Origin of the sequence: Exiguobacterium sp. s152, from assembly GCF_018618335.1 — a bacterium.
Lineage (GTDB): Bacteria > Bacillota > Bacilli > Exiguobacteriales > Exiguobacteriaceae > Exiguobacterium > Exiguobacterium chiriqhucha.
In genome coordinates, this window is the sequence record NZ_JACSLX010000001.1 from 483829 (window position 1) to 508757 (window position 24929).

Below are 24929 nucleotides of genomic sequence, written 5' to 3' on the forward strand. Positions count from 1 at the left end.
GGATGCGTCTTCGTTAATTCGTCGGTGCCTCGACGACTTGATCGCCCTCATCCGCATCTTCCCCAAGCAGACGGACGTGACGGCCGAACAACCACATGACGACGAGGTGGGCTTTCGCCTGCGTCTTCGTATAGAACCACCACGGCAGCGCCGGTACGAACTCATGGATGGCGACGAGCCCTTCGTCCGACTCGGGGAGCCGTCTGAACTCGAGTCGGCCTGTCTTGTCATCCTCACTCAACTTCGCGAACAAGCCGCCATCGATTTCATAAGAGGCCATATCGTCCGTCGCCTCGTCTTCGAGCGACAGATGAAGCGCGACGAGTGACGGTCGCAGGAGCGCAATCTCCCAATCATCGTCTTCTTTCGTCGTCTGGATGAGCGGATAGGCGAGACGGCCGAGCCACTCGAAGTAAGTGTCGGCCATCCATAGCGCCGATTTGTTATCCGGCAGACCGAACCGTTGAATCGAGCGGACGGTATACTGTTGCGGCGCTTTTTTCTTCTTGCTGCCGCCCGACTTCTGTTTCTCTTCTTCCTCGAGCGCGTGCTCGACCGCTTCCTTGAACGGGATTTCCCCTTGTTTGACGCCGGTCGTGTCTTTCGCGACCATGGCGTGACCCATGCTCTCGACGAGCGGATAGACGGTGTCTTTCGGTTCACCCGTCACGGCCATGACCCACAATCGCGACAGTTTGATCGTCGGGAACGGGAAGTCGATCATGACGCGACGTTTGCCCATGACGTCAGCCGTATCTTCAATCATCTTGCGATACGTCATCACTTCCGGTCCACCGATATCGATATGATGGTCGTACAGCGCCTCGGCCCCGACGACCGAGATGAGCGCCTGGACGGCTTCACGCAAATCGATTGGATGCGTCTCCGTCTTCGTCCAGTTCGGAAGAATCATGACCGGCAAGCGTTTGACGAGCTTCGCGAGAATCGGGAACGACGAGCCCTCCGGACCGATGATGAGCCCGGCCCGAATCGTCGTCACCGGCACGCCTTGCCCACCGAGAATCCGTTCGACCTCGAGCCGGCTCTTCAAGTGACGGGACAACGTCTTCGACTCTTTCGGAATGATTCCGCTCAAATAGACAATCTGTTCGATGTCATTCGCTTTCGTCGCCCGGGCGAAGTTGTCAGCGATGAGCGCATCCATGTCTTCGAACCTTGCCTGCGTCAGCCCGCCGTCCGGAATCATCGAGTGGACGAGGAACATGGCGTAATCTGCCCCTTCGCACGCCTCGCGTGTCTGTTCATACGAGAACAAATCGCACGACCGCCACGTGATATGTTCCTCATCTTCCTTGTTTTTCGTCGAGCGGGACAAGGCGATGATGTCATATTCTTCTTTTAAGTGGTCCATCACGTTAGAGCCGATATAGCCGCTCGCGCCCGCGATGACGATGGTTTTCCGCATAGTGGTCACTCTCCCCTTTGTTTACACATAGAGGTACTGTACCCGTCTTGGGCTGAGGTTAAATCAGTCCCGCGCCCTACAGTATGTACTGGAAAATTTATGTAAACTAGACTCAACTACAGGCGGAGGAGGAATGGCTATGGGATTTTGGTATTTCTTGATGCTATTGATCGGTGGATGGCTCGTGATTCGGGGCCTATTCAAAAAGAACACGAACGGACTGATCCGGTTCGGTACTCTCATCATTGGAGGTCTGTTGATCGCACTCGGCTTGTTCATGTTCCAAGACGGAAGTGATGCGATTGTCGCGGATTTGTTTAACTTATAGTGAGATACAAAATCTACAAATTGAGTTCATGGTGGATTAGCATGATAATGAGTCGAACCTTCTCAACCTAGTTCGACTCGTTTCATGCCTTCAGTCTCCAGTTGATTTCAATTTTTTTGATTCTTACTTTAGCACATAACTAAATTAGTGTGGCAATATTGTTAAATCTAGATTAAGAGAACAATAGATATTTTATAGTTGTTGGATCTTGTCAATCTCATATTGTAAAACCGAAGGAATCCGTTCCCGAGGAATAGTTTTAACGAAACGAACTAAATCCTCATCCTCTAAGTCACTAGGGATTATTTTTTTTATCTTGTTAATAGTTGAAGCAGGTAACCCTAAATCGATTAATAACGAGAGTTCTTCTTCTACCCCATCATTTTCTAAAATTGAAGCGAACGATAAATAGTCGCCACCGTAACTAAGCCCAATTTTCATACAAACCAATTTTTGTAATGAATCCATTACATTTAACCACTTCGGTACTTTATAAGAAATCCAATGTCTTTTTTCACGAAAAACATTTTCAATAGCTGCATCTGTAACTTTTTGTGAACTCCAATTTACGTGCTTTTTTTCTAAATAATCTATTTCTTCTTTAATCAATTCACTTACACTCTTATTTAGATGTTTGTAAATTGAAACAGGCAATTTTTTTAATGTCATGGGAAATGTGGTTTCAGTTGGTTTTAAGAGGTTGTTCCATGCCAAATCTAACAAAAAACTTAATTGTTTATATGTGGGTAAACCACTCCAAATAATATTATTTGGATGAACTCTAATTTCTGTTTCTAATTGCCTAATTACTTCTTTTTGGCCTTCTACTGAAACTGAATTTTTTTTGATTATTTTTAAATAATCTTCATCAAAATCGTTTAGTTCGTCGTATCTTTCAATATGTTGAGCGTGAACTTGTTCTCTTTCAAAATTAATAAGTATTTCATCATTTATTATCTTTTGATCGTGAAACGGAATGTCTAGCTCAATTAGTTCTGTAGTAGGTGGATTATCAAAAACATATACTCTCCCCGTATAATGCTGAAGTAACCTTCCAGCTCTACCTTTTATATTAGAAAAATCAAAGAAATCTAATTCATTAGGTCCTTTATAATTATCAAAAATAAAGACATTTTTAGCAGAGGTGTTTACCCCTTCAATTATAGTTGACGTACAAAATAATACATTTAGTTTCCCTTCATTAAAATATTCAATCATCGTATGGACTAAATGTTTAGGAATTATACCTGAGTGTACGCCAATTTTATTTTTTATCAGGCCATTAAATCCCCAATTAGGACTTAAATTTTCTTCAATCCATTCATTTAATGGTAAATATTGCTCTATCTTTAATAAATCGTTGTGTACTAAATAATCAAAGTATCCCTTGGCTAAATTATAGGCACGACCTGGTGAAGAAACATAAATTATTGATTGTTCTGTACTTGCATTCAGTAACTCGAAAAGTTTCTCTTCCTTTTCTTTTTGCTGTTTTCTTACTCCTGTGGCTTGATAACTTATATTTATGTGTTCAATTTGAGAATTCACAAGTGAATATTGAGTTTTATAAAATAATGCGTTGTATCGTTCTTTAAATCCTTCTGGAATATAATCGATGTTAGGACCTATAAAATAGAATGTAGGATTAAAATCTAATACTTTCTTTAAAGCAATGTTTAGTACATCCGACCTTTCATCATCTCTTAATGAACTCAATTTATAAAACTCGTCTAAAACGAAATAATCAATTTTTGGTAAACCATCATATTCTAAAACTCTTTCGGCAGTCAGTATAAATATATTTTTATCACCTAATATCTGTGAGGTATTAACGATTATCTTATAACTATTATTAAATATTTTTAACTTTATTCTGGTTTCATTAATTAACGCCAAAGTGGGCTGTATTATTAGAATGTTTTCATATTTATTTGAAGCTATTATCTCTTGAATTAATAAGCTTTTTCCAAAGCTAGTAGGGGCACTCACAATCAAATTTCTACCCTGTGCAATTAGATTTAATAAGTATTTTTGCTCTTTATGTAAAGTAATACCTTGCAGTTTCTTTGAGGAATGAAACGCACTTCTAATTTCAGAGGTAATGTCCATCTCACTATTTTTCTCAACAATTTTTAACAAGTACGGATAAAAACCAGCACTTTCAATTAAATCAATCCATATTTGTTTGGTAGATTCTTCGACCTTGTCCCAAATTTCTAATATATTGATAATTATCTCGTTAGCCTGAATTTGTTGCTCTTCTTTAATCTGTGAAACGTATTTTGCTAATGAAAAACTATCTTCAAAATCTAAGTGTTCTATATCTAGTAGATCCTGGGGATTCCAATTCATTTCGCTCAACCTCCTAATGATTGAAGTTGTTTTAACTTGTGGTGCAACATTCTAATTAATTTCTTTTTGCTTTCTAGAGGAACTAAAATAACAATAATGTTTAAATGATCGTTCCATGGATGATTGATTTTTTTTGTGAGAAATCTCTGATTTAACCTTGTAATCTCGTCTGTGTAAACTTGCTCAAATTCACTATCATTACTGTATTTAGAAAAAACATTAGATTCAAATGCACAGAACATAGGTATTACAATATTATCTAACTTATCACCTAACTTTGTGTATGTATTTAACAAACTAATCCAGTGGTTAGGTGAAAGCCCTGCTTCTTCTAGATTAACTTCTGTGTCTTTAATTCTTTTTGAAATAATGTTAAATTCACTTTCAAGATAATTCCCATTAAAATGTTCATGGAGATCTTCTATTAATGCGTCTATTCCTCTTCTTCCATCTGTATATATCTTAGATTCACCAAGCCATAAAGTATTTTCCTCAGAATTTATATGTACTGAATCAAAACCATGAACCGCATGTCCATACGAATCTTTAAAATAAATCTTTGCGACTAGGGGAGTAGTATGAAAAACATACTTTAGAATAAAATGAAGTATTAATTCACCAAATTCGCCCCTTTTTAAATACTTGTCAGGTATATCATCATCAAAGTGATCATCGTTTAAATACGTTTCAGCTGCTTTTTCATATGCATCAATTTTGTAGATAGAATTTGCTGCATCAATCAATATCCTCAAAATATTTTCTTGGGGGATAGTCACACCTTGATGATAACCTAATGCAAAGCTTGGTATTTCCTCTGTTAACAACTGAACAAACTTCTCAAGTAATTGATTTATATCGCCATTTTCGTCAATATCGAAATCAATAAAATAAGAGTGCAAATTAGCTTCATTAACTTTACATGACAAAATATTAGTTACTTCTATCACCCTGCTCACAAAATTACCCTCTTTTTAAATTTATTTTTATTAAAAATAGCATTCTAAATGAACGAAAAATCGCTCAGGAACAAGTAAAGAAAAAGAAAAAAATAAAAATTTTAATTCGTAAATTAAATTTCCATATTTTTAAGACCGACTTTACCATAACAAATTTTCCCACATATAAAAGTAGTAATCAATAGATGATGAATAGTACATAACAGTATTGATGCATTATTAAAATTTAAACATATTGTTTAATATCAAATAAAATTAATAAAAAACAAATAAATAGATGCCAAGACCTTTAATATGTTCAGGTCTTAGTATCTATTTAAATTCATGACATAGAAGGGAGACGGCGAGAGTCGAACCGCGTCCGAAGGGCATTCAAATGTTTCTACATGTATAGTTTATCGATCAAGTCTCAATGTGACACTACCTATAAACAGGTGTTATCACATCCAGGTGGAGGGCTAGTGATTCGCAGCCTATTAAAAAACATGAGCGAACTTATGCGGTTGGTTCGCCACACTTATGATCGGTGGTTTGTTAATCGCACTTGGACTGTTCATATTCCAAGATGGAAGTGATGCGATTCTTGCAGATATGTTCAACTTATGGTGAGAATCAAATTGCACCTGATCAGCAATAGGAGAAACAAGAAAAGAGGGCCACCTATGCATAAAACACGCACGGATGACCCTCTTCATTTAGCTAAAGTGTATGGTCACTTACCAGATTGTTTCTTCTCATTTTTCTTCTGTAAATATGCTTCTCGAAGCTGATTGATTTTATCTTTTTTATTCGAAACAGCTGGTTTTTTCCCATCTTGATACTTGGCGGCAGCCACTTTACTTTTCGTATCTAATTGATATTTCCCCATTCGGTTCACCTGCTTTCATTTCATTGTGATTGAGTTGCACCATAAAAATCAAAAAACCTTCTAATCTCAATGAAATTAGAAGGTCTTCATTAAAAATCATTGATTGCAGTCGTTGCAGACTGCTTAAAAATGGAGACGGCGGGAGTCGAACCCGCGTCCGAAGGCATCGTAACGTATGCTTCTACGTGTGTAGTTTATCTATTGAATCTCAATGTGACACTGCCGATAAACAGGCGTTGTCGCATCCAGTCTGATTCATCTCTTCTTCGCGCCCTCAGACGGCGAGGTTGAAGCGTAGCTTGCTTAGTTTGAGACCCTGATAATCATCCACACAAGCGATGGATGTCAGGATCCGCAGGGCACTTAGGCTGCTGCGAGTTGTGTGTTAGTTTTGCCAGTTATAGGCGTTTGCGTTTTAACGAGGCCGACCCCTCGACACGCCACATACGACCGACCTACCCCCGTCGAATCCATAACGTCCCCGAGGTGGTAATTGGTACTACAACGACTATACCACAATCAGGTCTCGCTGTCAGTATTTTTGCCGGTCCCGGAGTGCCCGGTCGACATCGCGCTTCGCATCTTTCTTCTTCAAGTCGTCGCGCTTGTCATACTTCTTCTTCCCGCGCCCGATGCCGAGTAGACATTTGGCGAAGCCGTTCTTAAGATACACTTTGAGCGGGATGATCGTATACCCGTCACGGCCTTGCGCGCCGATGAGCTGATTGATTTGCTTCTTATGCAACAATAGCTTTCGGACACGGAGCGGCTCATGGTTGAACCGGTTCCCTTGCTCGAACGGGCTGATATGACAGTTGTGAAGCGTCGCCTCGCCACCGTCAAAGCGGACATACGCGTCGGCGATGTTGATTTTCGACTGGCGCACCGATTTAATTTCGGTCCCCGTCAACACCATGCCGGCTTCAATCGTATCTTCGATCGCATAATCGAAGGACGCTTTTCGGTTTTGTGCGAGCGCGTTCGAATCTTTCTTCTTGGCCATAGACATTCAGTCCTTTACTTCAATATAGAGGAGGGGTCGCCCCCTCCCGTCAGCGACGCTTTTTCGCTCCGCGTTTGGCGTCGCCTGTTCGTTTTTGACCGTCTTTCTTCTTCAAGTCGAGTGCCGAACGTCCTTGCGACGACTTCGGCTTCTCACCTGGTTTAGACGGTTTCCCGGCCTGACCAGGTTTCCCTGGTTTGCCCGGCTTGCCGCGCTTCGGACGTTTGTCATCGCGACCGCGTCCCCCGCGCTTGTCGTCTTTCTTCGGACGACCTTCCGTCGCTTTAATCGTCGTCGGTTGGCGACGGCGCGACTGTTCCCGCTTCGGCATGCCGACGACGGTGAAGTCGATCGTGCGCTCGTCCAAGTTGACGGCGTCGACCTTGACGCGCACCGCGTCACCGATGCGGAACTGACGTTTCGTCCGCTCGCCGAGCAACATGAGCTGCGACTCGTCGAAGTGGTAGTAGTCATCCATCGACTGGAGACGAACGAGTCCTTCGATCGTGTTCGGAAGCTCGATGAACATCCCAAAGTTCGTGACACCGCTGACGACGCCGTCGAACTCTTCACCGAGACGTGATTCCATGTACTCGGCTTTCTTCAAGGCTTGCGTCTCACGTTCGGCATCGACCGAACGACGCTCGCGTTTCGATGCCTGTTCGGCGATCGAACCGAGACGGTCCTCGTACTTGGCGATCGTCTTCTCTGACACGTCGCCGTTGAAAGCATACGTGCGCATGAGACGGTGGACAATCAAGTCCGGATAGCGGCGGATCGGTGACGTGAAGTGCGTATAGAAGTCGGTCGCGAGGCCGAAGTGGCCGAGCGAGACGTCATCGTACTTCGCCTGTTGCATCGAACGGAGCATGATCGTGCTGATGACCGGCTCTTCCGGTTCACCCGAGATTGCCTTCAAAATCTTCTGAAGCGTCTTCGGTTCGACCTTCTGTCCTTTGAAGCGCTCGATGTGCACACCGAAGTTCGCGACGAAGTCGAAGAAGAAATCGAGCTTGTCCGGTTTCGGGTTATCATGGACACGATAGATGAACGGCACGTCCATCTTATGGAAGTGTTCGGCGACCGTCTCGTTGGCCGCGAGCATGAACTCTTCGATCAACTTCTCGGCGACCGAGCGCGGACGCAAGACGATGTCGGCCGGTTTGCCTTCTTCGTCGACGACGACTTTCGCCTCGGCAAAATCGAAATTGATGGCACCGCGCGAGTTACGGCGCGTACGGAGCACTTCCGCGAGTTCGGCCATGAGGTCGAACAACGGGATGTACGGCTCGTACCGTTCGAGCGTCGCTTCGTCATCGCGTTCGATGATTTCACGGACGTTCGTATACGTCATCCGCTCCGTCGTCTTGATGACACTCGGGAACAGCTCATGATTGACGACCTTCCCGTTTTGCGGGGAGATCTCCATGACGCAGCTGAGCGTCAACCGGTTGACGTGCGGGTTGAGCGAACAGATTCCGTTCGAGAGACGGTGCGGCAGCATCGGGATGACGCGGTCGACGAGATACACACTCGTCCCCCGTTCGAACGCCTCGACGTCGAGCGGTGACCCTTCCGTCACGTAGTGTGACACGTCGGCGATATGGACGCCGAGCTCATAGTTACCGTTGTCGAGTTTTTTGACGTGGACGGCATCGTCCAAGTCTTTCGCGTCTTCGCCGTCAATCGTGAAGATCGTCTCGTTACGAAGGTCGACACGGCCCATGAAGTCTTTCTCGTCGGCCTCGTCCGGTACGGCATTCGCCTGGTCGATGACATCTTCCGGGAACTCCGTCGGGATGCCATGCTTATAGACGATTGATAAGATGTCGACGCCTGGGTCGTTCTTGTGTCCGATGATGCGGACGACGTCACACGCTCCGGCGAAACGTCCGTCCGGATATTTCGTGATGCGGACGACGACTTTATGGCCATCGACGGCACCGAGCGATTTGTCCGGGTTGACGACCGGCCAGAAGTTGATGCGCTTGTCGTCCGGCTCGATGAAGGCGAACTGGTCGAGGCGTCCGCTCGGGAGCGTATACGTCCCGACGAACTCCGACAAGCCGCGCTTCAAGACTTTGAGGAGCACGCCCTCGGTCTTGCCTCGGTTGTCCTCGCGTTTTTTGACGAGGATCGTGTCCCCGTGGTAGACGTCTTTCAATTGGTCGGGCGGAAGGAACACGTCCTCCGTCTCCCCTTCGACCGATAAGAAGCCGAAGCCGCGTTGGTGAATCGAGATGATTCCCGCTGCTTGGCCGAGCACGGCGAGCGTCCCGTAACGGTTCGTCCGTGTGCGGCCGATTAAGCCCTCTTCTTCGAGGGTGTTCAAGGTGCGGATGAGCTCTTTAAAGGCATCCGTCGACTCGAGCGCAAGACGCTCGGTCAATTGGTCCACTGTCAGTGCTTTATCACTGGCTTGGATGATTTCTAGTAGTTGGTCACGTAAATTCAACGTGACACCTCCTTTTTAGACTGACCAGTCTAACGTTTCGAGAAAATCGAGCACGTCCTGGTGCAGTTTCTCTTTTTCTTTATCGAGCGTGATCACGTGTCCCGACTCCTCGTAAATGAGCAGTTCTTTTTGGAACGCGTTAATCGCCTCGTAAATTTCGTGTGCAGATTCAGGATCGACCATTTGATCTTTCGCCCCTTGGACGACGAGCGCCGGGACGAAAATATCTTCCAGTTTTGTCGTCGTGTCACGGACGAAGGCACGGAGGTCTTTGAGCGTCGGCATCGGTTTGAAGTCCGCCATCTCCTGTTCGATCTGTTCAGGTGATTTTTCTTCTCGAGATTTATATTCTCGAGCGTAGGCTTTGACTCCTTTGTATAACCGGTCCTCGGCATCGATTCCGGTCGGGGCGCACATCGGGATGACGCCTTTGACGTTCTCCTGGGAAGCGAGGCGTAGCGACATGACGCCGCCGAGCGAGAGGCCACAGACGGCAATCTCCTCATAGCCTTTCTCTTTCAACGACTGGTAGGCGTTCAAGACGTCCTCCCACCAGTCCGCCGGTCCGTACTGAAGCAATTCTTCCGGCGGGACGGCATGGCCCCGGTACTGGGGACCCATACACGTATAGCCTTCTTTTTGCAGGAAACGACCGAGCATGCGGACATCCGCGCTCGATCCGGTAAAGCCATGTAACATCAACACGGCACGTGGTCCGCTTTCAAAGAAGAACGGTTTCGGTGCTGTAATCTTCATTGCTAACGTCATCTCCTCATACAATCCATTATTCCCAAAAAATAATTGAAAAAAACAAAAGCCGACCGCCTCACGTGAAAATCGAGAACGATCAGCCTTTCATCATAGTGATGCGACTAGTAATCCTAAAATGAAAAACAATGTGCCTAGTACAGCTGCAGTTCGGTTCAAAACAGCGTCGAAGCCGCGCGCTTTCTGGCGGCCGAACAACTGCTCCGCGCCACCTGCAATCGCCCCAAGACCTTGCGACCGACCTGACATGAGCAGTACGACGACAATCAATAAAACAGCCACGACGAGTAGGCTGATTGTAGCGATCGTTTGCATAGTAGTCAGTTCCTCCTTCTTTTTACACGCTTCTTATTATATAGAAGTTGGCGTCAAAACACCAGCTTTCAAATTATCGGGACGGGTAGCTAAACCCTTCCCCGATGACCTCTTTCACTTGGTGGATGACGACGAAGGCACGTGGGTCTGTCACTTCGACGATTTTCTTGAGTGGACCGACCTGGCGCTTGTCGACGATCATATACAGCATGTTCTTATCCTGCTTCGTATAGTAGCCGTGACCGTGGATAATCGTCGCCGAGCGGCCAAGCGTCTCCGTCAATACGACAGCAAGCTCTTCTTGCTTGTCGCTGATGATCGTGACAGCCTTACGGATATTGAGCCCTTCGGCGACGAGGTCGATGACCCACGAGCCGATGATGATGGCGATCAACGTATAGAGCACGATCTGTTCCCCGAGGATGAAGCCCGACGCCCCGACGACGATGGCATCGATGATGAACATCGACACGGCGACGCTCATATGCAAATACCGCTCCATGAGGCGGGCGATGATGACCCCGCCCCCGGTCGTCCCGCCGACACGGAGCACCATGCCGATGCCGACACCGATCATGATTCCGGCGTAGACGGCCGCGAGCAGTTTGTCCTCGGCCGGGCTGCCCCAGTCATGGGTCAAGCTGAGGAAGAATGACGTCGCGATGACGGCGACGACCGAATAGACCATCGTCCGGCGGTCGAGCAGCTTATAGCCGACGATGAATAAAATCCCGTTCCCGATAATCGACGTGACCCCGAGGTCCCAGCCGAACATGTAGTACAGGATGATGGTGACCCCGAGCAGGCCGCCTTCCGAGAAATCGTTCGGCACGGTGAAGTAGTTCACCCCGAACGCGAGAATGAATGAGCCGGCGACGATCCAGGCGATATCCTTCAAGGAAATCGATTGGAGCTTCTTCCAGACTTGTTGACGCAATAGATGTTGTTGTTGACGTTTCATTGGTTGTCCCCCTTCCATATAAAAAAGACCGCGGCACAAAGCCGCAGTCTAAGTCTTACTGTTGAACTGGCTTTGGCGCACCGTCTTTCATAATCGGCAACTTGCGGTCCACGACGTTCGTGTAGACGTTCAAGAGTGCCTCTTTTTCCAAATCCCAGTTATATTGCTCACGCGCCGTCTTCGTGTTCTCTTTGACACGGGCGTAGAGTGCTTGATCGTCGAGCAGGCGGTTGACGCCTTCGGCGATCGATTGTGGGTCGTGCGAATCGACGACGACACCGACGTCGTTGCCGGCGACGACACGTTCGATTTCCGGGAAGTCACATGAGACGACCGGTACTTCGGCCATCAAATATTCGAACAGCTTGTTCGATGACGCCGAGTAGTGGTTGAAGCAGACGTTGTTCAACACTTGGAAACCGAGATACGCGTTCATCGTATAGTACGGTAACGCCTCGACCGGTACTTTGTCAATCATCTTGACGCGGTCGCTGACGCCTTCGTCCTCGATCATCTGTTTAATCACCGGCTTCAGTTTCCCGTCCCCGATCATGACGAGCGTGCCTTCCTTGAAGTCCTTGACGGCGAGGATGAGTTGCTCGAGTCCGCGGCCGGCTTGAATGCCGCCTTGGTACAAGAGTATCTTTTCATCTTTCGGCAAGTCGAGGAGCGCATGCAAGTCTTTGCGGAGCGTGAAGTCGAGCGGACGATAGAACGGATAGTTGTGGAGCACGTACGGATAGAAGCCGTAGAGCTCCTCGTTGTGCGCCGCGCGCGTGTGGTTCTCGACCATCATCGAGTCGACGTATGGCAACAGCCAGCCTTCGAGGTTACTTTGGATATAACCGTAACCGGTCCGGTCCGTCTGGACTTCGTGCGAATCGTAGACGATTTTACCTTTGTTGACGAGTTTCCCGGCGATCAATGCCTGCGGGAGCGTGTTCAAGTCGTTGGCGTGATAGAAATCGTACGACTTCTTCGTCGAAGTGAACACCATCTCGAGCATCGCGCTCGCGTTGACGATGTTTTTACGCACCGGTGGGAACAAAATCGCACCCGCTGCCGCACCGAGTCCGAGCATCGTCAGTGGTGCGAGGACGAGCAGTCCCGCGCCGACGAGTCCGGCACCGAGTTGACGCGTTTTCTTCGCGCTGACCCATGTGCGGACCGATTTGAGCGCCTTCATCCCGTTGGCGAGAATCGACGGCTGCCGTTTGACGCGGATGACGCGGAATCCTTCCGGACGCATCTCCTCTTTCGGGAGCGACGGATTTTTCGGGTCTTGGAGCGCGATCAAATCGACTTCATAGCCCGCCTCGGCGAGCGCCGAGCATTCGCGCAAGACGCGCGCATCATTCGTAAAATGGTTCCATACAAACATACATACTGACTTCATCGTGTTTCCTCCATCGTTACTTTTTCTATCACGTCTTCGAGGACGTGTATGTTGTTTTCCCAACACAGATTGTCTTTCACATAACGGATCCCGTTCACGCCGTACTTCTCACGCAACTCGGGACGTTCGAGCAGTTTCCGGAGCATGAGCTCGATTTCGTTGATGTCACGCTTCCGTGACACGTAACCGACCTCGGCCGCTTCGATGACATTCGCCGCATGGCCTGACACCGCCGCGACGATCGGTTTGCCGACCGCCATATAATCGATCAGTTTGCCCGGGATGACCGTATCGAACACTTCTTGCTCGATCAGGCTGACGAACGCGACATCCGCGTTCTTGATGGCTTGGAACGCCTCCGTCCGAGGCATCGCCTCGAGGAAGAGGAAGTTCTTGAAACCGCGGGCTTTAATCATGTCTTTCAACTCGTTCTTCCGGTATCCGTAGCCAATCAATTTGAAATGGACGCGCGGCTCGTCACGGAACCGCTCCGCAAGTTCGAGCAAGAGCGATACGTCTTGGGCGAGACCCATGTTCCCGGCGTACAGAATCTCCATCCGGTCGTCCTCGGGGACGGTCCGCTCGAGGTTGCGCTCGCTCTCTCGAATCGAGTTCGGCATATAGTGAATCATGTCGTTGTCGACGCCACGTTGGCGCAGATAGCTGCGGAACCCTTCCGAGTTGATGATGATTTCATCGGCCGCCTTATATAGCCGCTTCTCAAACCAAAACGCCGGGGCGAGCATCCAATCGTGTTTGAACACGCCGACGCCTTTCACCGACTCCGGCCAGAGGTCACGGACGTCCAAGATGAACGGGACGCCGTATTTGCGTTTCGCATACACACCGACGAACGCCATAAAAAAAGACGGGGTCGTCGCAAAGACGACATCCGGTTTCGAGTCGAGCTTTTGGACGGCGGCGACGCCTTTAATCATCTGTTCCAAAAACAAGGCGAGCCGACTCACCATGTTCGACGTATGCTTGCGCTTCTTCGTGATGAGACGCTTGATGAACGGTTGCTTGTTCAGCTCCTTGTCGTTCCAGAAGCGGTCGTCTTTATACAAGTTGAAGTTCGGATACGACGGGGCGGCCGTGATGACCTCCACCTCGTAGCCACGTTCTTTCATGAGATGCGTAATATTTTGCATCCGGTTCCCGGCACTGCCGATCTCCGGATAATAGTTTTGACAGACCATTAACATTGTTTTCAAAAGTAACACACCTTACTGTTGTTCGAGTTCGTCCACGAAGCGCTTCAACAGCGTGTGGACGTTGGCTTTTAAATCTGGGTCGCAGAGTGCGTGGGCGATCGTCGCTTCGATGAAGCCGATCGGTTCCCCGACGTCATAGCGGCGCCCGTCAAATTCATAGGCGAAGACGGTCTCCCCCTCGTTCAAGCGGGCGATGGCGTCCGTCAGTTGAATCTCGCCTCCCGTCCCGATTTCTTGCGCCGACAACGTCTCGAAGACGTCCGGCGTCAAAATGTAACGGCCGAGGATGGCAAGGTTCGATGGGGCCTCTCCGACGGCCGGCTTCTCAACGAACGTCCGGACCGGAATCAGCTTCCCTTCGACGGCAAGCGGGTCAATTATACCATATCGATTCGTCATTTCATACGGGACGCGCTGCACCCCGATAATCGAACGCTCATACTGCTCGTATTGGTCGATCAACTGCTTCGTCGCCGGCACGTCCGCCTCGATGATGTCGTCCCCGAGTAGGACGGCGAACGGTTCGTCGCCAATGAACTTGCGGGCACACCAAATCGCGTGGCCGAGCCCTTTCGGCTCCTGTTGCCGTATGTAATGGATGTTGGCGAGGTTCGACGAGTGCCGCACCGACTCGAGGAGCTCGGTCTTGCCTTTTGACTCGAGATTCTGTTCGAGCTCGATGGCCCGGTCGAAATGGTCCTCGATGGCGCGCTTGTTCTTCCCGGTCACGATGATGATGTCCTCGATGCCGGAAGCGACGGCTTCTTCCACGATGAATTGAATCGTCGGTTTGTTGACGATGGGGAGCATCTCTTTTGGCATCGCCTTCGTCGCCGGCAAGAAGCGGGTGCCGAGCCCGGCGGCCGGGATGATGGCTTTCCGTACGCGTGTCATGGACGTCTCTCCTTTTTTATGCTGTATCTGATGATTATACCCAATTTCCTAGCGTTCACGCACACAAAAAAACGGCCGTGACGCACGTCACGACCATTTCCGGTCGTCCATATACTTATACAGGAACCAACCACCGACACCGAGCGCGATGAGAAGAAGGAGAAAACCGCTGATCATCATGACGAACGCCTCCTTTCACCTACACTAATTTATTCCCGGAATGAATGGTCGGCAAGCGCTCGACTTCCATCCTTTCTCAAAACCACTTCTTGCCGTTCGCCTCGATGAAACGATATTCTGCTTGATAGTGCGTGTGGTGTCCTTCATCCAGCATCGTTTGGAAAGCGATGTCCCCTTCTGCCGCTTTCCGTTCGATTAATCGATAGAGCGCCTCAATCCGCAACAGCAGTATGTCCAACAACCCCGCTGTCGCCCCTTCCCAGCCGTAAGCTTTTAAGAAGAACGCGACTCGTCGTTTGTATCTCACATCATCGCGCTCCGCCTCATAGTGGACGACGTCTCCCGACTCGGCTTGATGACGCCGGCTGAGCGGGACGAACGTATAGAGCGCATAGACGATATCCCAGGCACGTGGTCCGGGCGCCGCCAAATCAAAGTCGATGATCCCTGCCACTTTCCTGTCATGGAAAATCGTATTGTAGACGGCGAAGTCGTTGTGGCAAATCACGTCAAACGGTTGTGGCGTATGGTCGAGCGGTTGCCAATCCGATGGCCACGCGACACCCGCTGTCGCGTCATGCAGCCGGCGCATCAATCGAGCGGCGTCTTGAATCGCCTCATCTGACCACATGTAGGCTTTCAACGGATAATCGGCCGTCTCGCCTTCGAGATACGTCAACACCTCTCGGCCCTGTTCATCCACTCCGACAAATCGCGGCACGCCCGATATCCCCTTCGCCTCTAAGTGCGTTAACAATCGATGGATGTGTTCACTGCCGTCTTTCAATGTACGATAGACATGATTCCCTTTTTTATAGACGGTCGACACGTTCCCGCCATGCAATCTCTCCTCTTGCTCATTTGATCGGTCCATCTAATCCCCCCTACTCTTCATCAGTCACGTTCAGTATACCGCAACAAGGGGTACCGATGACCATGAGCCTCGACACGGAGCGTTCGCGCCCCGTCCAAGCGGCACTGTAGATTCCCTGCAGAAAGCATCGCTGCCGCGCGGACAGGCGAATCTCGGAATATACATACACCCATTGTCGAATCCTGCAAGACGATAGATTGGCGCGCGACTGAATCAGACGGTGGGCGACTCCTTGGGGAGAGTGATGCAAGGATGACCCCGTAAAGCGCGCATGCGCTGCGGAGGCATCCGCATCACCCCAGGAAAGCGTCCCACCGTCTGATGAACGTCTGATCCACCAACAAAAAAAACAGGCCCGCACGAGGCGGACCTGAAACAATCAATTATTTTTTGAGGTTGTAGAACGACTTGATCCCGTCGTATTTCGCTACATCGCCGAGCATGTCTTCGATGCGGAGAAGTTGGTTGTACTTCGCGATACGGTCTGTACGCGAAAGCGAACCAGTTTTGATTTGACCAGCGTTTGTCGCAACAGCGATGTCCGCGATCGTCGCATCTTCTGTTTCACCAGAACGGTGTGAGATAACAGCTGTGTAACCAGCTTTTTTAGCCATTTCGATTGCGTCGAATGTTTCTGTGAGCGTACCGATTTGGTTAACTTTGATGAGGATCGAGTTCGAGATTCCTTTTTCGATACCTTCAGCCAATTTCTCAGTGTTCGTTACGAAGAGGTCATCCCCAACGAGCTGAACTTTGTCACCGATTTTGTCAGTGAGCAATTTGAAGCCGTCCCAGTCGTTTTCGTCGCAACCGTCTTCGATTGAGATGATTGGGTACTTGCTTACGAGCTCAGCGTAGAAGTCTACGAGCTCAGCAGTTGTCATTGACTTGCCTTCGCCAGCGAGTTCGTACTTGCCAGTCGACTTGTCGTAGAACTCAGAAGACGCAACGTCCATTGCGAGGTAGATGTCTTCGCCAGCTTTGTAACCAGCTTTTTCGATCGCTTCAAGGATAACTGTGATCGCTTCTTCGTTAGACTTAAGGTTTGGTGCGAAACCACCTTCGTCACCGACAGCTGTGTTAAGACCCATACCAGAAAGAACTGATTTGAGGGCGTGGAATACTTCTGCACCCATGCGGAGCGCTTCGCGGAACGTTGGCGCGCCAACAGGCATGATCATGAACTCTTGGAAGTCAACGTTGTTGTCAGCGTGCGAACCACCGTTGATGATGTTCATCATTGGAGTTGGAAGCGTCTTCGCGTTGAATCCACCGAGGTACGTGTAAAGTGGAAGGCCGAGCTCGTCTGCTGCTGCGTGTGCTGCTGCCATAGAGACACCAAGGATCGCGTTTGCGCCGAGTTTACCTTTGTTTTTCGTACCGTCGAGCTCGATCATTTTCTTGTCGAGTGCGTTTTGGTCGAATACATCGTAGCCGATGAGTTCTGGTGCGATTGTGTCGTTTACGTTAGCAACGGCTTTGAGTACGCCTTTACCAAGGTAACGTGACTTGTCGCCATCACGGAGTTCAACTGCTTCGTGCTCACCAGTAGATGCGCCTGAAGGGACGAGGGCACGGCCGAAACCGCCGTCTTCTGTGAAGACTTCTACTTCGATTGTTGGGTTACCGCGTGAATCCAAAATCTCGCGTGCGTAAATTTCTGTAATCATTGACATGAAAATTCGCTCCTTTTTGTTTGGAAAGTTTTTTTTGAGTTACTTCGTGACGATTGATGTGCCGGTCATTTCAGCCGGTTGCTCTCCACCGAGAAGGTGAAGGAGCGTCGGGGCGAGGTCGCACAAAGCGCCTTCTAGAACTGGTTTCAGTTCCACCCCTTCTTTCGTGACGATACATGGTACTGGTTCCGTCGTGTGGGCCGTCATCGGTGAGCCGTCCGGGTTCGTGACAAGGTCAGCGTTCCCGTGGTCCGCCGTGATGATCGCCGCGCCGCCTTTGGCAATGAGTGCGTCCACTACTTTACCGAGGCATTCGTCGACGACTTCGACAGCTTTCTTCGTCGGTTCGAGCATACCGGAATGGCCGACCATGTCCGGGTTCGCGTAGTTGATGATATACGTGTCATACGTGTCCGATTCGATGCGTTCGAGAAGACCTTCCGTGAGTTCGTATGCGCTCATTTCCGGCTTCAAGTCGTACGTCGCCACTTTTGGTGACGGTACGAGGAAACGATCTTCACCTTCGAACGGTGTTTCTTGTTGTCCGTTCAAGAAGAACGTGACGTGCGGGTATTTCTCAGTTTCCGCAGCGCGGAGCTGTTTGTACCCTTGCGCGGCGAGAGTCTCACCGAGCGTGTTTTTCAAATCTTCTGGTGGGAAGACGATGTCCGAGTCGATTGCATCCGAGAATTTCGTCATCGAGACGAGCAAGATGTTCTCTGGATGTGCGCTCGAAAGTTCGAAGCCTTTGAAGCCGGTCTTCTCTTTGAACACTTTCGCAAGTTCGATCGCCCGGTCCGGACGGAAGTTGAAGAACATGATTGCGTCGTTGTCTTTGATCGTCGCAATCGGCTGACCGTCTTTTTCGATGACCGTCGGTAAGACGAATTCATCCGTCAAGCCGTCTGCATACGACTGTTTAAGAACGTCGACTGCATTCGTGCCGACTTCGCCTTTCGCGTTGACGAGCACGTCGTATACTTTCTCGACGCGTTCCCAACGGTTGTCGCGGTCCATGGCATAGTAACGTCCAGACACGCTAGCGACTTGACCGAGTCCGAGTTCAGCGAGCTTCGCTTCCGTCTGTTCGAGGAAGCCAGCGCCTGATTTCGGATCACAGTCACGGCCGTCCGTGAAAGCGTGAATGTAAACTTTTTCAATGCCGTGGAGTTTTGCGAACTCGACGATGGCGTACATGTGGTTGATGTGAGAGTGAATCCCACCGTCTGAGACGAGGCCCATGATGTGGAGGCTCGAATCATACTTTTTCACATGTCCGGCCAAGTGATTCATCGCTTGGCGGTCGAAGAGTGAACGGTCTTTGATGGCGTTGTTGACGCGTGAAAGTGACTGATAGACGACCCGGCCGGCACCGATGTTCAAGTGACCGACTTCCGAGTTCCCCATCTGACCTTCCGGAAGGCCGACGTACTCGCCTTTCGCGTTCAAGAGCGTATGTGGATACTGCTCCCAGAAGCGGTCGAAGTTCGGTTTGTTCGCCGCAGCGACCGCATTACCGAACGTCTCGTTCCGCATTCCAAAACCATCCAAGATGATGAGGGCGACTGGTCTTGCCATTTAAATCGCCTCCAACAACTTGAGGAACGAAGCAGCTTCAAGTGAAGCACCGCCGACGAGTGCGCCGTCGATGTCTTCTTGTGCCATATACTCCTTGATGTTCTCAGGTTTTACAGAACCGCCGTATTGGATGCGAACCGCAGCCGCCACGTCTTCACCGTAAAGACCTTTTACCACGTCACGAACATATTTGCATGAGCTTTGCGCATCTGCTTCGTCCGCTGATTTACCAGTGCCGATTGCCCAAACTGGCTCATACGCGATGACGAGTTGTTTGACTTGGTCAGCTGAGAGGTCCGCGAGGCCACCTTCGACTTGCGTCTTGATGACGTCTTCGAACTTGCCGCCTTCGCGCTCTTCCAATGTCTCACCGACACAAACGATTGGCGTAAGACCGTGTTCGAACGCTTTTTTCGTTTTGCTGTTGATGAATGCATCTGATTCGCCGAAGTATTCGCGACGCTCTGAGTGTCCAAGGATGACATATGTCACGCCGAGGTCAGCGACCATGGCCGGGCTGATTTCGCCTGTGTATGCCCCGCTGTCTTTGTCGTACATGTTTTGTGCACTGAGTTTCAAGTTCGATCCTTTAGCCGCTTCTACCATTGGGGCCAAGAATACTGCTGGTGCACCAATCGCCGCGTCAACTTTGTCCGTTGACGGGATATTGTTTTTAACTTCCTCTACGAAAGCGACGGCTTCCGAGAGTGTTTTGTTCATTTTCCAGTTACCTGCAATAATCGGTTTACGCATCGATAACCCTCCTCTGTTTTACTTGTCGTTCAACGCTTCGACGCCTGGAAGTTTCTTGCCTTCCATGAATTCGAGTGAAGCGCCGCCACCAGTCGAGATGTGGCTCATTTGGTCAGCAAGGCCGAACTTGGCTGCTGCCGCGGCTGAGTCACCACCACCGATGATTGAGTATGCGTCGCTGTCTGCGAGTGCTTGAGCGACACCTTTCGTTCCGTTGGCGTACTTATCGAGTTCGAATACGCCCATCGGTCCGTTCCAAACGACAAGTTTCGATTCGCGAATCGCTTCTGCGTAAATTTCGACTGTCTTCGGTCCGATATCAAGACCCATGTGATCCGCAGGGATCGAGTCGATATCGACTGGTCCGACGTATGTCTCTTCGCCGAATTCTTTCGCAATGACACAGTCGACCGGCATCAAGAACTTCACGCCTTTGTCTTCTGCTTTTTTCATGAACTGACGAGCGAGGTCGAGCTTGTCTTCTTCAAGGAGTGACGTTCCGACTTCGTGCCCGAGTGCTTTCGAGAACGTGTACGAGAGACCGCCACCGATGATGAGTGTGTCAACGATGTCAAGAAGGTGGTCGATGACCCCAATCTTGTCAGCAACTTTCGATCCGCCGATAATCGCCGTGAACGGACGGTCTGGATTCGAGAGTGCCTTGCCGAGGACTTCAAGTTCTTTCTCCATCAAGAGACCAGCCACCGCGTGGTCCACGTTTTGCGCGATGCCTTCTGTCGAAGCGTGGGCACGGTGAGCCGCACCGAACGCGTCGTTGACGAAGATATCAGCGAGTGCCGCGAAACCTTTCGCGAGTTCTGGATCGTTTTTCGTTTCACCAGGGTAGAAACGGACGTTCTCGAGAACGACGACGTCACCTTCACCAAGTTTTGAAACGGCTTCTTCTGCGACTGGACCGTACGCCTCTTCGACGAGGGGTACTTCTTTGCCGAGAAGTTCAGCGAGACGTGTAGCGACCGGTGCGAGTGAGAACTCGAGGTTCTTCTCGCCTTTTGGACGGCCGAGGTGGCTCGCCAAAATGACTTTCGCGCCGCCGTCGATCAAGTGCTTGATCGTTGGAAGTGCCGCTTGAATCCGCGTTTCATCTTGAATGACGCCATCTTTGAGTGGAACGTTGAAGTCAACGCGGCAAAAGACGCGTTTCCCTTTTACATCGATGTCACGAATAGACTGTTTGTTCATAACCTTCGCCTCCATATGTCGTGCGTGTCAATTTCATAAATAGAGCGGAGAACAATCTCTTGTTTCCGCTCCTATTTGATTCTATTTAGTTCACGAACTTACTTCGCGATTTCAGCGAAGTGCTTGAGTGTGCGAACCAATTGTGCAGTGTAAGACATTTCGTTGTCGTACCAAGAAACTGTCTTAACGAGTTGCTTGTCGCCAACTGTCATTACTTTAGTTTGTGTTGCATCGAAGAGTGAACCGTAAGTGATTCCGACGATGTCAGAAGATACGATTTCGTCTTCAGTGTAACCGTAAGACTCGTTCGCTGCTGCTTTCATTGCTGCGTTGATTTCGTCAACAGATACAGTTTTCTCAAGAACTGTTACGAGCTCTGTGAGTGAACCTGTAGCAACTGGTACACGTTGTGCCGCACCGTCAAGTTTACCTTGAAGTTCTGGGATAACGAGGCCGATTGCTTTAGCCGCACCAGTTGTGTTCGGTACGATGTTAGCTGCTGCCGCACGCGCACGACGGAAGTCGCCTTTCGGGTGTGGAGCGTCAAGCGTGTTTTGGTCGCCTGTGTAAGCGTGGATTGTTGTCATAAGACCTTCGATGATTCCGAACTGGTCTTGGAGAACTTTAGCCATTGGCGCCAAGCAGTTTGTCGTACATGAAGCACCAGAGATTACTGTCTCTGTACCATCGAGGATGTCGTGGTTTGTGTTATAAACGACAGTCTTCATATCACCTGTAGCTGGAGCCGAGATGACAACTTTTTTCGCGCCAGCTTTCAAGTGAAGCTCCGCTTTTTCTTTGTCTGTGAAGAATCCAGTACATTCGAGTACGATGTCAACACCGAGCTCGCCCCATGGAAGTTCTTCTGGGTTACGGTTAGCAAGTGTGATGACTTTCTCGCCGTTTACGAGGAAGTGATCGTCGTGTACTTCAACGTCTCCGTCGAAACGACCTTGAGTCGTGTCGTACTTGAGAAGGTGAGCAAGCATCTTCGTGTCAGTCAAGTCGTTGATTGCAACAACTTCGATTCCTTCGTTTTTGATGATCTCGCGGAATGCCAAACGACCAATACGTCCAAATCCGTTAATACCAACTTTTACTGCCATAGTTAATTTCCTCCTTAGGGTAGAAGCTATTTATTGAAGAGCCAACGGGGGTCAACTCTTTAATAACGAGTTAATAATTCTGTTGCCGCACCTTCGTCTGTGACGAGGATGATGTTCGGCGTGTGTTTCGCATATGCGGCGATCGCCTGTGCTTTCGACTTTCCTCCGGCGACAGCGATGACGGTGTCCATGTCGTCGAGCTCCTCCAATTGGATCCCGACCGTCTTGACCCGGTGCACGATTTCACCTTCCGCGTTGAAATAATATCCGAACGCTTCGGCGACGGCATCGTGCCGTTCGATCATCCGCAAATGCTCTGGTGACGCGTGACGGCGTTTCGCCATCGTTTCCGCCTCACCAATTCCATGTACCACAATTCGCGCCGCTCTAATCATTTCCAGTACATTTTTAATGCTAGGTTCCTCCACCATCCGCTCGAATGTCTCTTGCGAAACCTCGTCCGGAATGTGGAGTAAATGATAGTCGGCATGGGCGCGGTCGGCCATCCGAGAACAGACGGTGTTCGCCTGTAACTCGAGCGTCTCTCCGAGTCCACCGCGTGCCGGCACGAAATGCATCGGCCGTTCTTTTTTATCGGGCGACATCATGGCCGCAACCGATGCCATCGTCGTCCCGCCTGTGACCGCGATGATATTGTCGTCCGGTGCCAGTCTCGCTTTCAGTTGCGTGACGGCGGCCCGACCGATATCTCGCTGGACCCAGAACGTCTCGTCGGAATCACCCGGTACGATGACGACTTGGCGAACGCCTAGTTTGCGCTCGAGTTCTCGTGCAACTTCCGAGATGCCTAGGATCTCTCCCATGACCTCGTGCAAGTCCCGGAGAACGTTTCGGCCCGATTCCGTAAGGGAAATACCTTGAGTAGCGACCATCAATAGACCTTGGTCTTTCAAGAAGTCGACTTCTCGTCTTAGGATTCGTTCCGTCAGCCCGAGGCTTGTGGCCAATGTCCTGCGGCCGATCGGCTGCATCAAACGGACATAATGTAAGATATCGTAACGATGTCGGAGCGTATCGAGCATGTCGGGAACGATTTGCTTCTGAACTTGAATCAGCTGCTGGATCATACTCATTCCCCCTCGACTTAAAGCATGGACAATTTTTGTCCCACTTTTATATTTGCGTCCCACCGCTACGACTTCATCTTATCAATCACCTTTCCGTCTTGCAACCCCTTCAAACGTTTTTTTTCGATGTAAGCGTATACTTAACAAAATCTTCAACTTTACTGTCATCGTATCGACCTTGACTAATGACACGCCCCTCGTGTAAGACGACAGGGATCTCAAACAAGTACTTCGCTTCAAGTTCTTCGTTGCCGGTGATGTCGATCTGCTCGAGCTCGAACGGATAGTCTTCCATGAGCCATTCGAGCATGACGAGCGCCTCCTCGCAGAGCGAACAGTTAGCACGGCGGTATAACGTCAGGACCATGTCAGTCCCCTCCTTTCCATAGTTGTCGTTCCCGCTCTCGCGAGTTTCCAAAACCGAGCGCCTCCCGATAGTTCGCCACGGTCCGTCGTGTCACCGTATAGCCGAGCCTTGCCAGCTCGCGCATGAGTGCGGCATCGCTCAGCGGCGACGTCTCTTGTTGAATCAGTTTGGCGAGTGCCTTCTTCACCATGAACGGCGATTGCCCATGCGTCGCCCGGACGAAAAAGTGACGCCACGCCATCACGCCGCCTTCGGTCGTCACGTACTTGCCTTGAATCGCCCGGCCGACGGTCGACTCGTGCTTGCCGATTTGTTCGGCGACTTCTTTTCGCGTCAACGGGTGCAAGATGAGCTTCCCGTCCAACCAATCGCGTTGGCGTTCGGCGATGACGGCCCATACCAATCGAAGCGTCGCGTTCCGCATCTCGAGCGTCTCATGCCACCATTTTGCCTCGCGATCGTCCCCGACCCGAGCCGCATCGAGCGTCGGGCTGAACCATGTCGTCACGAGCTCACCGTCACGACGGACGACTTCAAGTTCCGGAACGACGTGTTCGGTTCCTTCATATAATAATGGCGTCTTCGGGAGTGTCGCTACGATACGCGTCACCCGTTCGTACTCGGCATCCGAGATGTCGAGTCGTCCCGGGATGTCGTCAAGGTGCGCGTCGAGCGCCTCGAACACGTCCAAGACGAGTGGATCGTCATGTTCAATCGCATGCCGATATTGGCAGTCGTGCTCATTCTTTGCCCCGATCCCTGTCGGTTCTAGAAACAAGAGCGCCTGGCGCGCCGCCTCAATGTCCGCCACATCGACCTCGAAACGATGGGCGAGCACGAAGTCGCTCTCCGGTAGTAGACCGCGATGGTCGAGCGCGAGGACGAGCCGTTTCTGGAGCGAACGCTGGGACTCGGTCCCGCTCCCTTCCTCGATTTGCTCGAACAATCGCTCCTCGAACCCACTAGCCGTATCGGCCACCCATTCGACCGCACCGCTCCCCGTGGCGATGCATGGATTGCGTCGAGCCAATCGGCCGAGCTGAAAGGCGATCGCGGTCCGGTCCGCCTCGAGAATCGGCAGCCGCCGAACCATGTCCTGGGTCAGCTGTTGTGTTTGAAGTTGTTGTTGTTCTTGCCGTTGCATCGGTCACACCCCTCTCGCTTCCTA

Annotated in this window: 22 protein-coding genes and 1 other RNA gene; 1 reads left to right on the top strand and 22 read right to left on the bottom strand. The window is 50.0% G+C overall.

The window, feature by feature from the left end; translation table 11 throughout:
- Positions 1-13: 13 nt before the first annotated feature.
- Positions 14-1426, bottom strand: coding sequence for an NAD-dependent epimerase/dehydratase family protein (locus tag KNP72_RS02470; RefSeq protein ID WP_214831983.1), 1413 nt, complete (start codon positions 1424-1426; stop codon positions 14-16).
- 139 nt (positions 1427-1565) lie between these two features.
- Here KNP72_RS02470 and KNP72_RS02475 point away from each other — a divergent pair, with 139 nt between their 5' ends.
- Positions 1566-1754 (top strand): hypothetical protein, encoded by a 189-nt coding sequence (locus KNP72_RS02475; protein WP_214831985.1) that lies wholly within the window; start codon positions 1566-1568, stop codon positions 1752-1754.
- 192 nt (positions 1755-1946) lie between these two features.
- Here the strand turns inward: KNP72_RS02475 and KNP72_RS02480 are convergent, their stop codons facing one another.
- From KNP72_RS02480 to KNP72_RS02580, 21 genes are all read right to left on the bottom strand, one after another.
- Positions 1947-4106: a DEAD/DEAH box helicase gene (locus tag KNP72_RS02480; protein WP_214831987.1), complete on the bottom strand. Its 2160-nt coding sequence runs from the start codon at positions 4104-4106 to the stop codon at positions 1947-1949.
- A gap of 5 nt (positions 4107-4111) precedes the next feature.
- Entirely contained in the window at positions 4112-5062 is a 951-nt protein-coding gene (locus tag KNP72_RS02485) for a HamA C-terminal domain-containing protein (protein ID WP_214831989.1), read from the bottom strand.
- Positions 5063-5774: 712 nt separating this feature from the next.
- Positions 5775-5930, bottom strand: coding sequence for an alcohol dehydrogenase (locus KNP72_RS02490; RefSeq protein ID WP_214831991.1), 156 nt, complete (start codon positions 5928-5930; stop codon positions 5775-5777).
- Between the two features lie 127 nt (positions 5931-6057).
- Positions 6058-6413, bottom strand: a transfer-messenger RNA (tmRNA) gene (gene ssrA, locus KNP72_RS02495).
- A gap of 49 nt (positions 6414-6462) precedes the next feature.
- Entirely contained in the window at positions 6463-6933 is a 471-nt protein-coding gene (gene smpB / locus KNP72_RS02500; protein WP_029595066.1) for an SsrA-binding protein SmpB, read from the bottom strand.
- Between the two features lie 49 nt (positions 6934-6982).
- A complete protein-coding gene (gene rnr, locus KNP72_RS02505; protein ID WP_214831993.1) occupies positions 6983-9388 on the bottom strand; it encodes a ribonuclease R in 2406 nt (801 codons plus the stop codon).
- 15 nt (positions 9389-9403) lie between these two features.
- Positions 9404-10144, bottom strand: coding sequence for an alpha/beta hydrolase (locus KNP72_RS02510; protein WP_214831995.1), 741 nt, complete (start codon positions 10142-10144; stop codon positions 9404-9406).
- A 102-nt stretch (positions 10145-10246) separates the two neighbouring features.
- The gene (secG, locus tag KNP72_RS02515) at positions 10247-10471 is read right to left on the bottom strand and encodes a preprotein translocase subunit SecG (RefSeq protein ID WP_012726902.1); all 225 of its coding nucleotides are present in this window, start codon (positions 10469-10471) and stop codon (positions 10247-10249) included.
- A 73-nt stretch (positions 10472-10544) separates the two neighbouring features.
- Complete coding sequence (locus tag KNP72_RS02520) at positions 10545-11432, bottom strand: YitT family protein (RefSeq protein ID WP_251128816.1); 888 nt, start codon at positions 11430-11432, stop codon at positions 10545-10547.
- A gap of 55 nt (positions 11433-11487) precedes the next feature.
- Entirely contained in the window at positions 11488-12828 is a 1341-nt protein-coding gene (locus KNP72_RS02525; protein ID WP_214717719.1) for a glycosyltransferase, read from the bottom strand.
- The gene (locus KNP72_RS02530; RefSeq protein WP_251128859.1) at positions 12825-14033 is read right to left on the bottom strand and encodes a glycosyltransferase family 4 protein; all 1209 of its coding nucleotides are present in this window, start codon (positions 14031-14033) and stop codon (positions 12825-12827) included. The genes KNP72_RS02525 and KNP72_RS02530 overlap by 4 nt, the downstream gene beginning before the upstream one ends.
- Before the next feature lie 21 nt (positions 14034-14054).
- Positions 14055-14936 carry a UTP--glucose-1-phosphate uridylyltransferase GalU gene (galU, locus tag KNP72_RS02535; RefSeq protein ID WP_214831998.1) on the bottom strand — a complete coding sequence of 294 codons (882 nt, stop codon included), beginning with the start codon at positions 14934-14936 and terminating at the stop codon, positions 14055-14057.
- 256 nt (positions 14937-15192) lie between these two features.
- Positions 15193-15990, bottom strand: coding sequence for a phosphotransferase (locus KNP72_RS02540; RefSeq protein WP_214831999.1), 798 nt, complete (start codon positions 15988-15990; stop codon positions 15193-15195).
- A 383-nt stretch (positions 15991-16373) separates the two neighbouring features.
- The gene (eno, locus tag KNP72_RS02545) at positions 16374-17666 is read right to left on the bottom strand and encodes a phosphopyruvate hydratase (protein WP_021065450.1); all 1293 of its coding nucleotides are present in this window, start codon (positions 17664-17666) and stop codon (positions 16374-16376) included.
- 39 nt (positions 17667-17705) lie between these two features.
- Entirely contained in the window at positions 17706-19244 is a 1539-nt protein-coding gene (gpmI, locus tag KNP72_RS02550) for a 2,3-bisphosphoglycerate-independent phosphoglycerate mutase (protein WP_214832000.1), read from the bottom strand.
- Positions 19245-19997: a triose-phosphate isomerase gene (tpiA, locus tag KNP72_RS02555; RefSeq protein WP_131437841.1), complete on the bottom strand. Its 753-nt coding sequence runs from the start codon at positions 19995-19997 to the stop codon at positions 19245-19247.
- Between the two features lie 18 nt (positions 19998-20015).
- Positions 20016-21200 carry a phosphoglycerate kinase gene (locus KNP72_RS02560; RefSeq protein WP_214832001.1) on the bottom strand — a complete coding sequence of 395 codons (1185 nt, stop codon included), beginning with the start codon at positions 21198-21200 and terminating at the stop codon, positions 20016-20018.
- A 98-nt stretch (positions 21201-21298) separates the two neighbouring features.
- Positions 21299-22306 carry a type I glyceraldehyde-3-phosphate dehydrogenase gene (gap, locus tag KNP72_RS02565; protein ID WP_021065446.1) on the bottom strand — a complete coding sequence of 336 codons (1008 nt, stop codon included), beginning with the start codon at positions 22304-22306 and terminating at the stop codon, positions 21299-21301.
- Positions 22307-22365: 59 nt separating this feature from the next.
- Positions 22366-23394: a sugar-binding transcriptional regulator gene (locus tag KNP72_RS02570; protein WP_021065445.1), complete on the bottom strand. Its 1029-nt coding sequence runs from the start codon at positions 23392-23394 to the stop codon at positions 22366-22368.
- A 109-nt stretch (positions 23395-23503) separates the two neighbouring features.
- The gene (locus KNP72_RS02575) at positions 23504-23761 is read right to left on the bottom strand and encodes a glutaredoxin family protein (RefSeq protein ID WP_021065444.1); all 258 of its coding nucleotides are present in this window, start codon (positions 23759-23761) and stop codon (positions 23504-23506) included.
- Position 23762: 1 nt separating this feature from the next.
- On the bottom strand, positions 23763-24905 hold the full coding sequence (locus KNP72_RS02580; RefSeq protein WP_214832002.1) for an RNA polymerase factor sigma-54: 1143 nt from the start codon (positions 24903-24905) through the stop codon (positions 23763-23765).
- Positions 24906-24929 lie beyond the last annotated feature (24 nt).

What these genes read in the sequence shown, in the direction of transcription:
- KNP72_RS02525 (WP_214717719.1), bottom strand. Translation starts at nt 12,828, where the DNA reads ATGAAGTCAGTATGTATGTTTGTATGGAACCATTTTACGAATGATGCG.
- KNP72_RS02490 (WP_214831991.1), bottom strand. Translation starts at nt 5,930, where the DNA reads ATGGGGAAATATCAATTAGATACGAAAAGTAAAGTGGCTGCCGCCAAG.
- KNP72_RS02530 (WP_251128859.1), bottom strand. Translation starts at nt 14,033, where the DNA reads ATGTTAATGGTCTGTCAAAACTATTATCCGGAGATCGGCAGTGCCGGG.
- tpiA (WP_131437841.1), bottom strand. Translation starts at nt 19,997, where the DNA reads ATGCGTAAACCGATTATTGCAGGTAACTGGAAAATGAACAAAACACTC.
- gap (WP_021065446.1), bottom strand. Translation starts at nt 22,306, where the DNA reads ATGGCAGTAAAAGTTGGTATTAACGGATTTGGACGTATTGGTCGTTTG.
- KNP72_RS02575 (WP_021065444.1), bottom strand. Translation starts at nt 23,761, where the DNA reads ATGGTCCTGACGTTATACCGCCGTGCTAACTGTTCGCTCTGCGAGGAG.
- secG (WP_012726902.1), bottom strand. Translation starts at nt 10,471, where the DNA reads ATGCAAACGATCGCTACAATCAGCCTACTCGTCGTGGCTGTTTTATTG.
- KNP72_RS02560 (WP_214832001.1), bottom strand. Translation starts at nt 21,200, where the DNA reads ATGAACAAACAGTCTATTCGTGACATCGATGTAAAAGGGAAACGCGTC.
- gpmI (WP_214832000.1), bottom strand. Translation starts at nt 19,244, where the DNA reads ATGGCAAGACCAGTCGCCCTCATCATCTTGGATGGTTTTGGAATGCGG.
- KNP72_RS02510 (WP_214831995.1), bottom strand. Translation starts at nt 10,144, where the DNA reads ATGAAGATTACAGCACCGAAACCGTTCTTCTTTGAAAGCGGACCACGT.
- KNP72_RS02580 (WP_214832002.1), bottom strand. Translation starts at nt 24,905, where the DNA reads ATGCAACGGCAAGAACAACAACAACTTCAAACACAACAGCTGACCCAG.
- smpB (WP_029595066.1), bottom strand. Translation starts at nt 6,933, where the DNA reads ATGGCCAAGAAGAAAGATTCGAACGCGCTCGCACAAAACCGAAAAGCG.
- KNP72_RS02520 (WP_251128816.1), bottom strand. Translation starts at nt 11,432, where the DNA reads ATGAAACGTCAACAACAACATCTATTGCGTCAACAAGTCTGGAAGAAG.
- galU (WP_214831998.1), bottom strand. Translation starts at nt 14,936, where the DNA reads ATGACACGCGTACGGAAAGCCATCATCCCGGCCGCCGGGCTCGGCACC.
- KNP72_RS02470 (WP_214831983.1), bottom strand. Translation starts at nt 1,426, where the DNA reads ATGCGGAAAACCATCGTCATCGCGGGCGCGAGCGGCTATATCGGCTCT.
- KNP72_RS02570 (WP_021065445.1), bottom strand. Translation starts at nt 23,394, where the DNA reads ATGATCCAGCAGCTGATTCAAGTTCAGAAGCAAATCGTTCCCGACATG.
- KNP72_RS02475 (WP_214831985.1), top strand. Translation starts at nt 1,566, where the DNA reads ATGGGATTTTGGTATTTCTTGATGCTATTGATCGGTGGATGGCTCGTG.
- KNP72_RS02480 (WP_214831987.1), bottom strand. Translation starts at nt 4,106, where the DNA reads ATGAATTGGAATCCCCAGGATCTACTAGATATAGAACACTTAGATTTT.
- KNP72_RS02540 (WP_214831999.1), bottom strand. Translation starts at nt 15,990, where the DNA reads ATGGACCGATCAAATGAGCAAGAGGAGAGATTGCATGGCGGGAACGTG.
- eno (WP_021065450.1), bottom strand. Translation starts at nt 17,666, where the DNA reads ATGTCAATGATTACAGAAATTTACGCACGCGAGATTTTGGATTCACGC.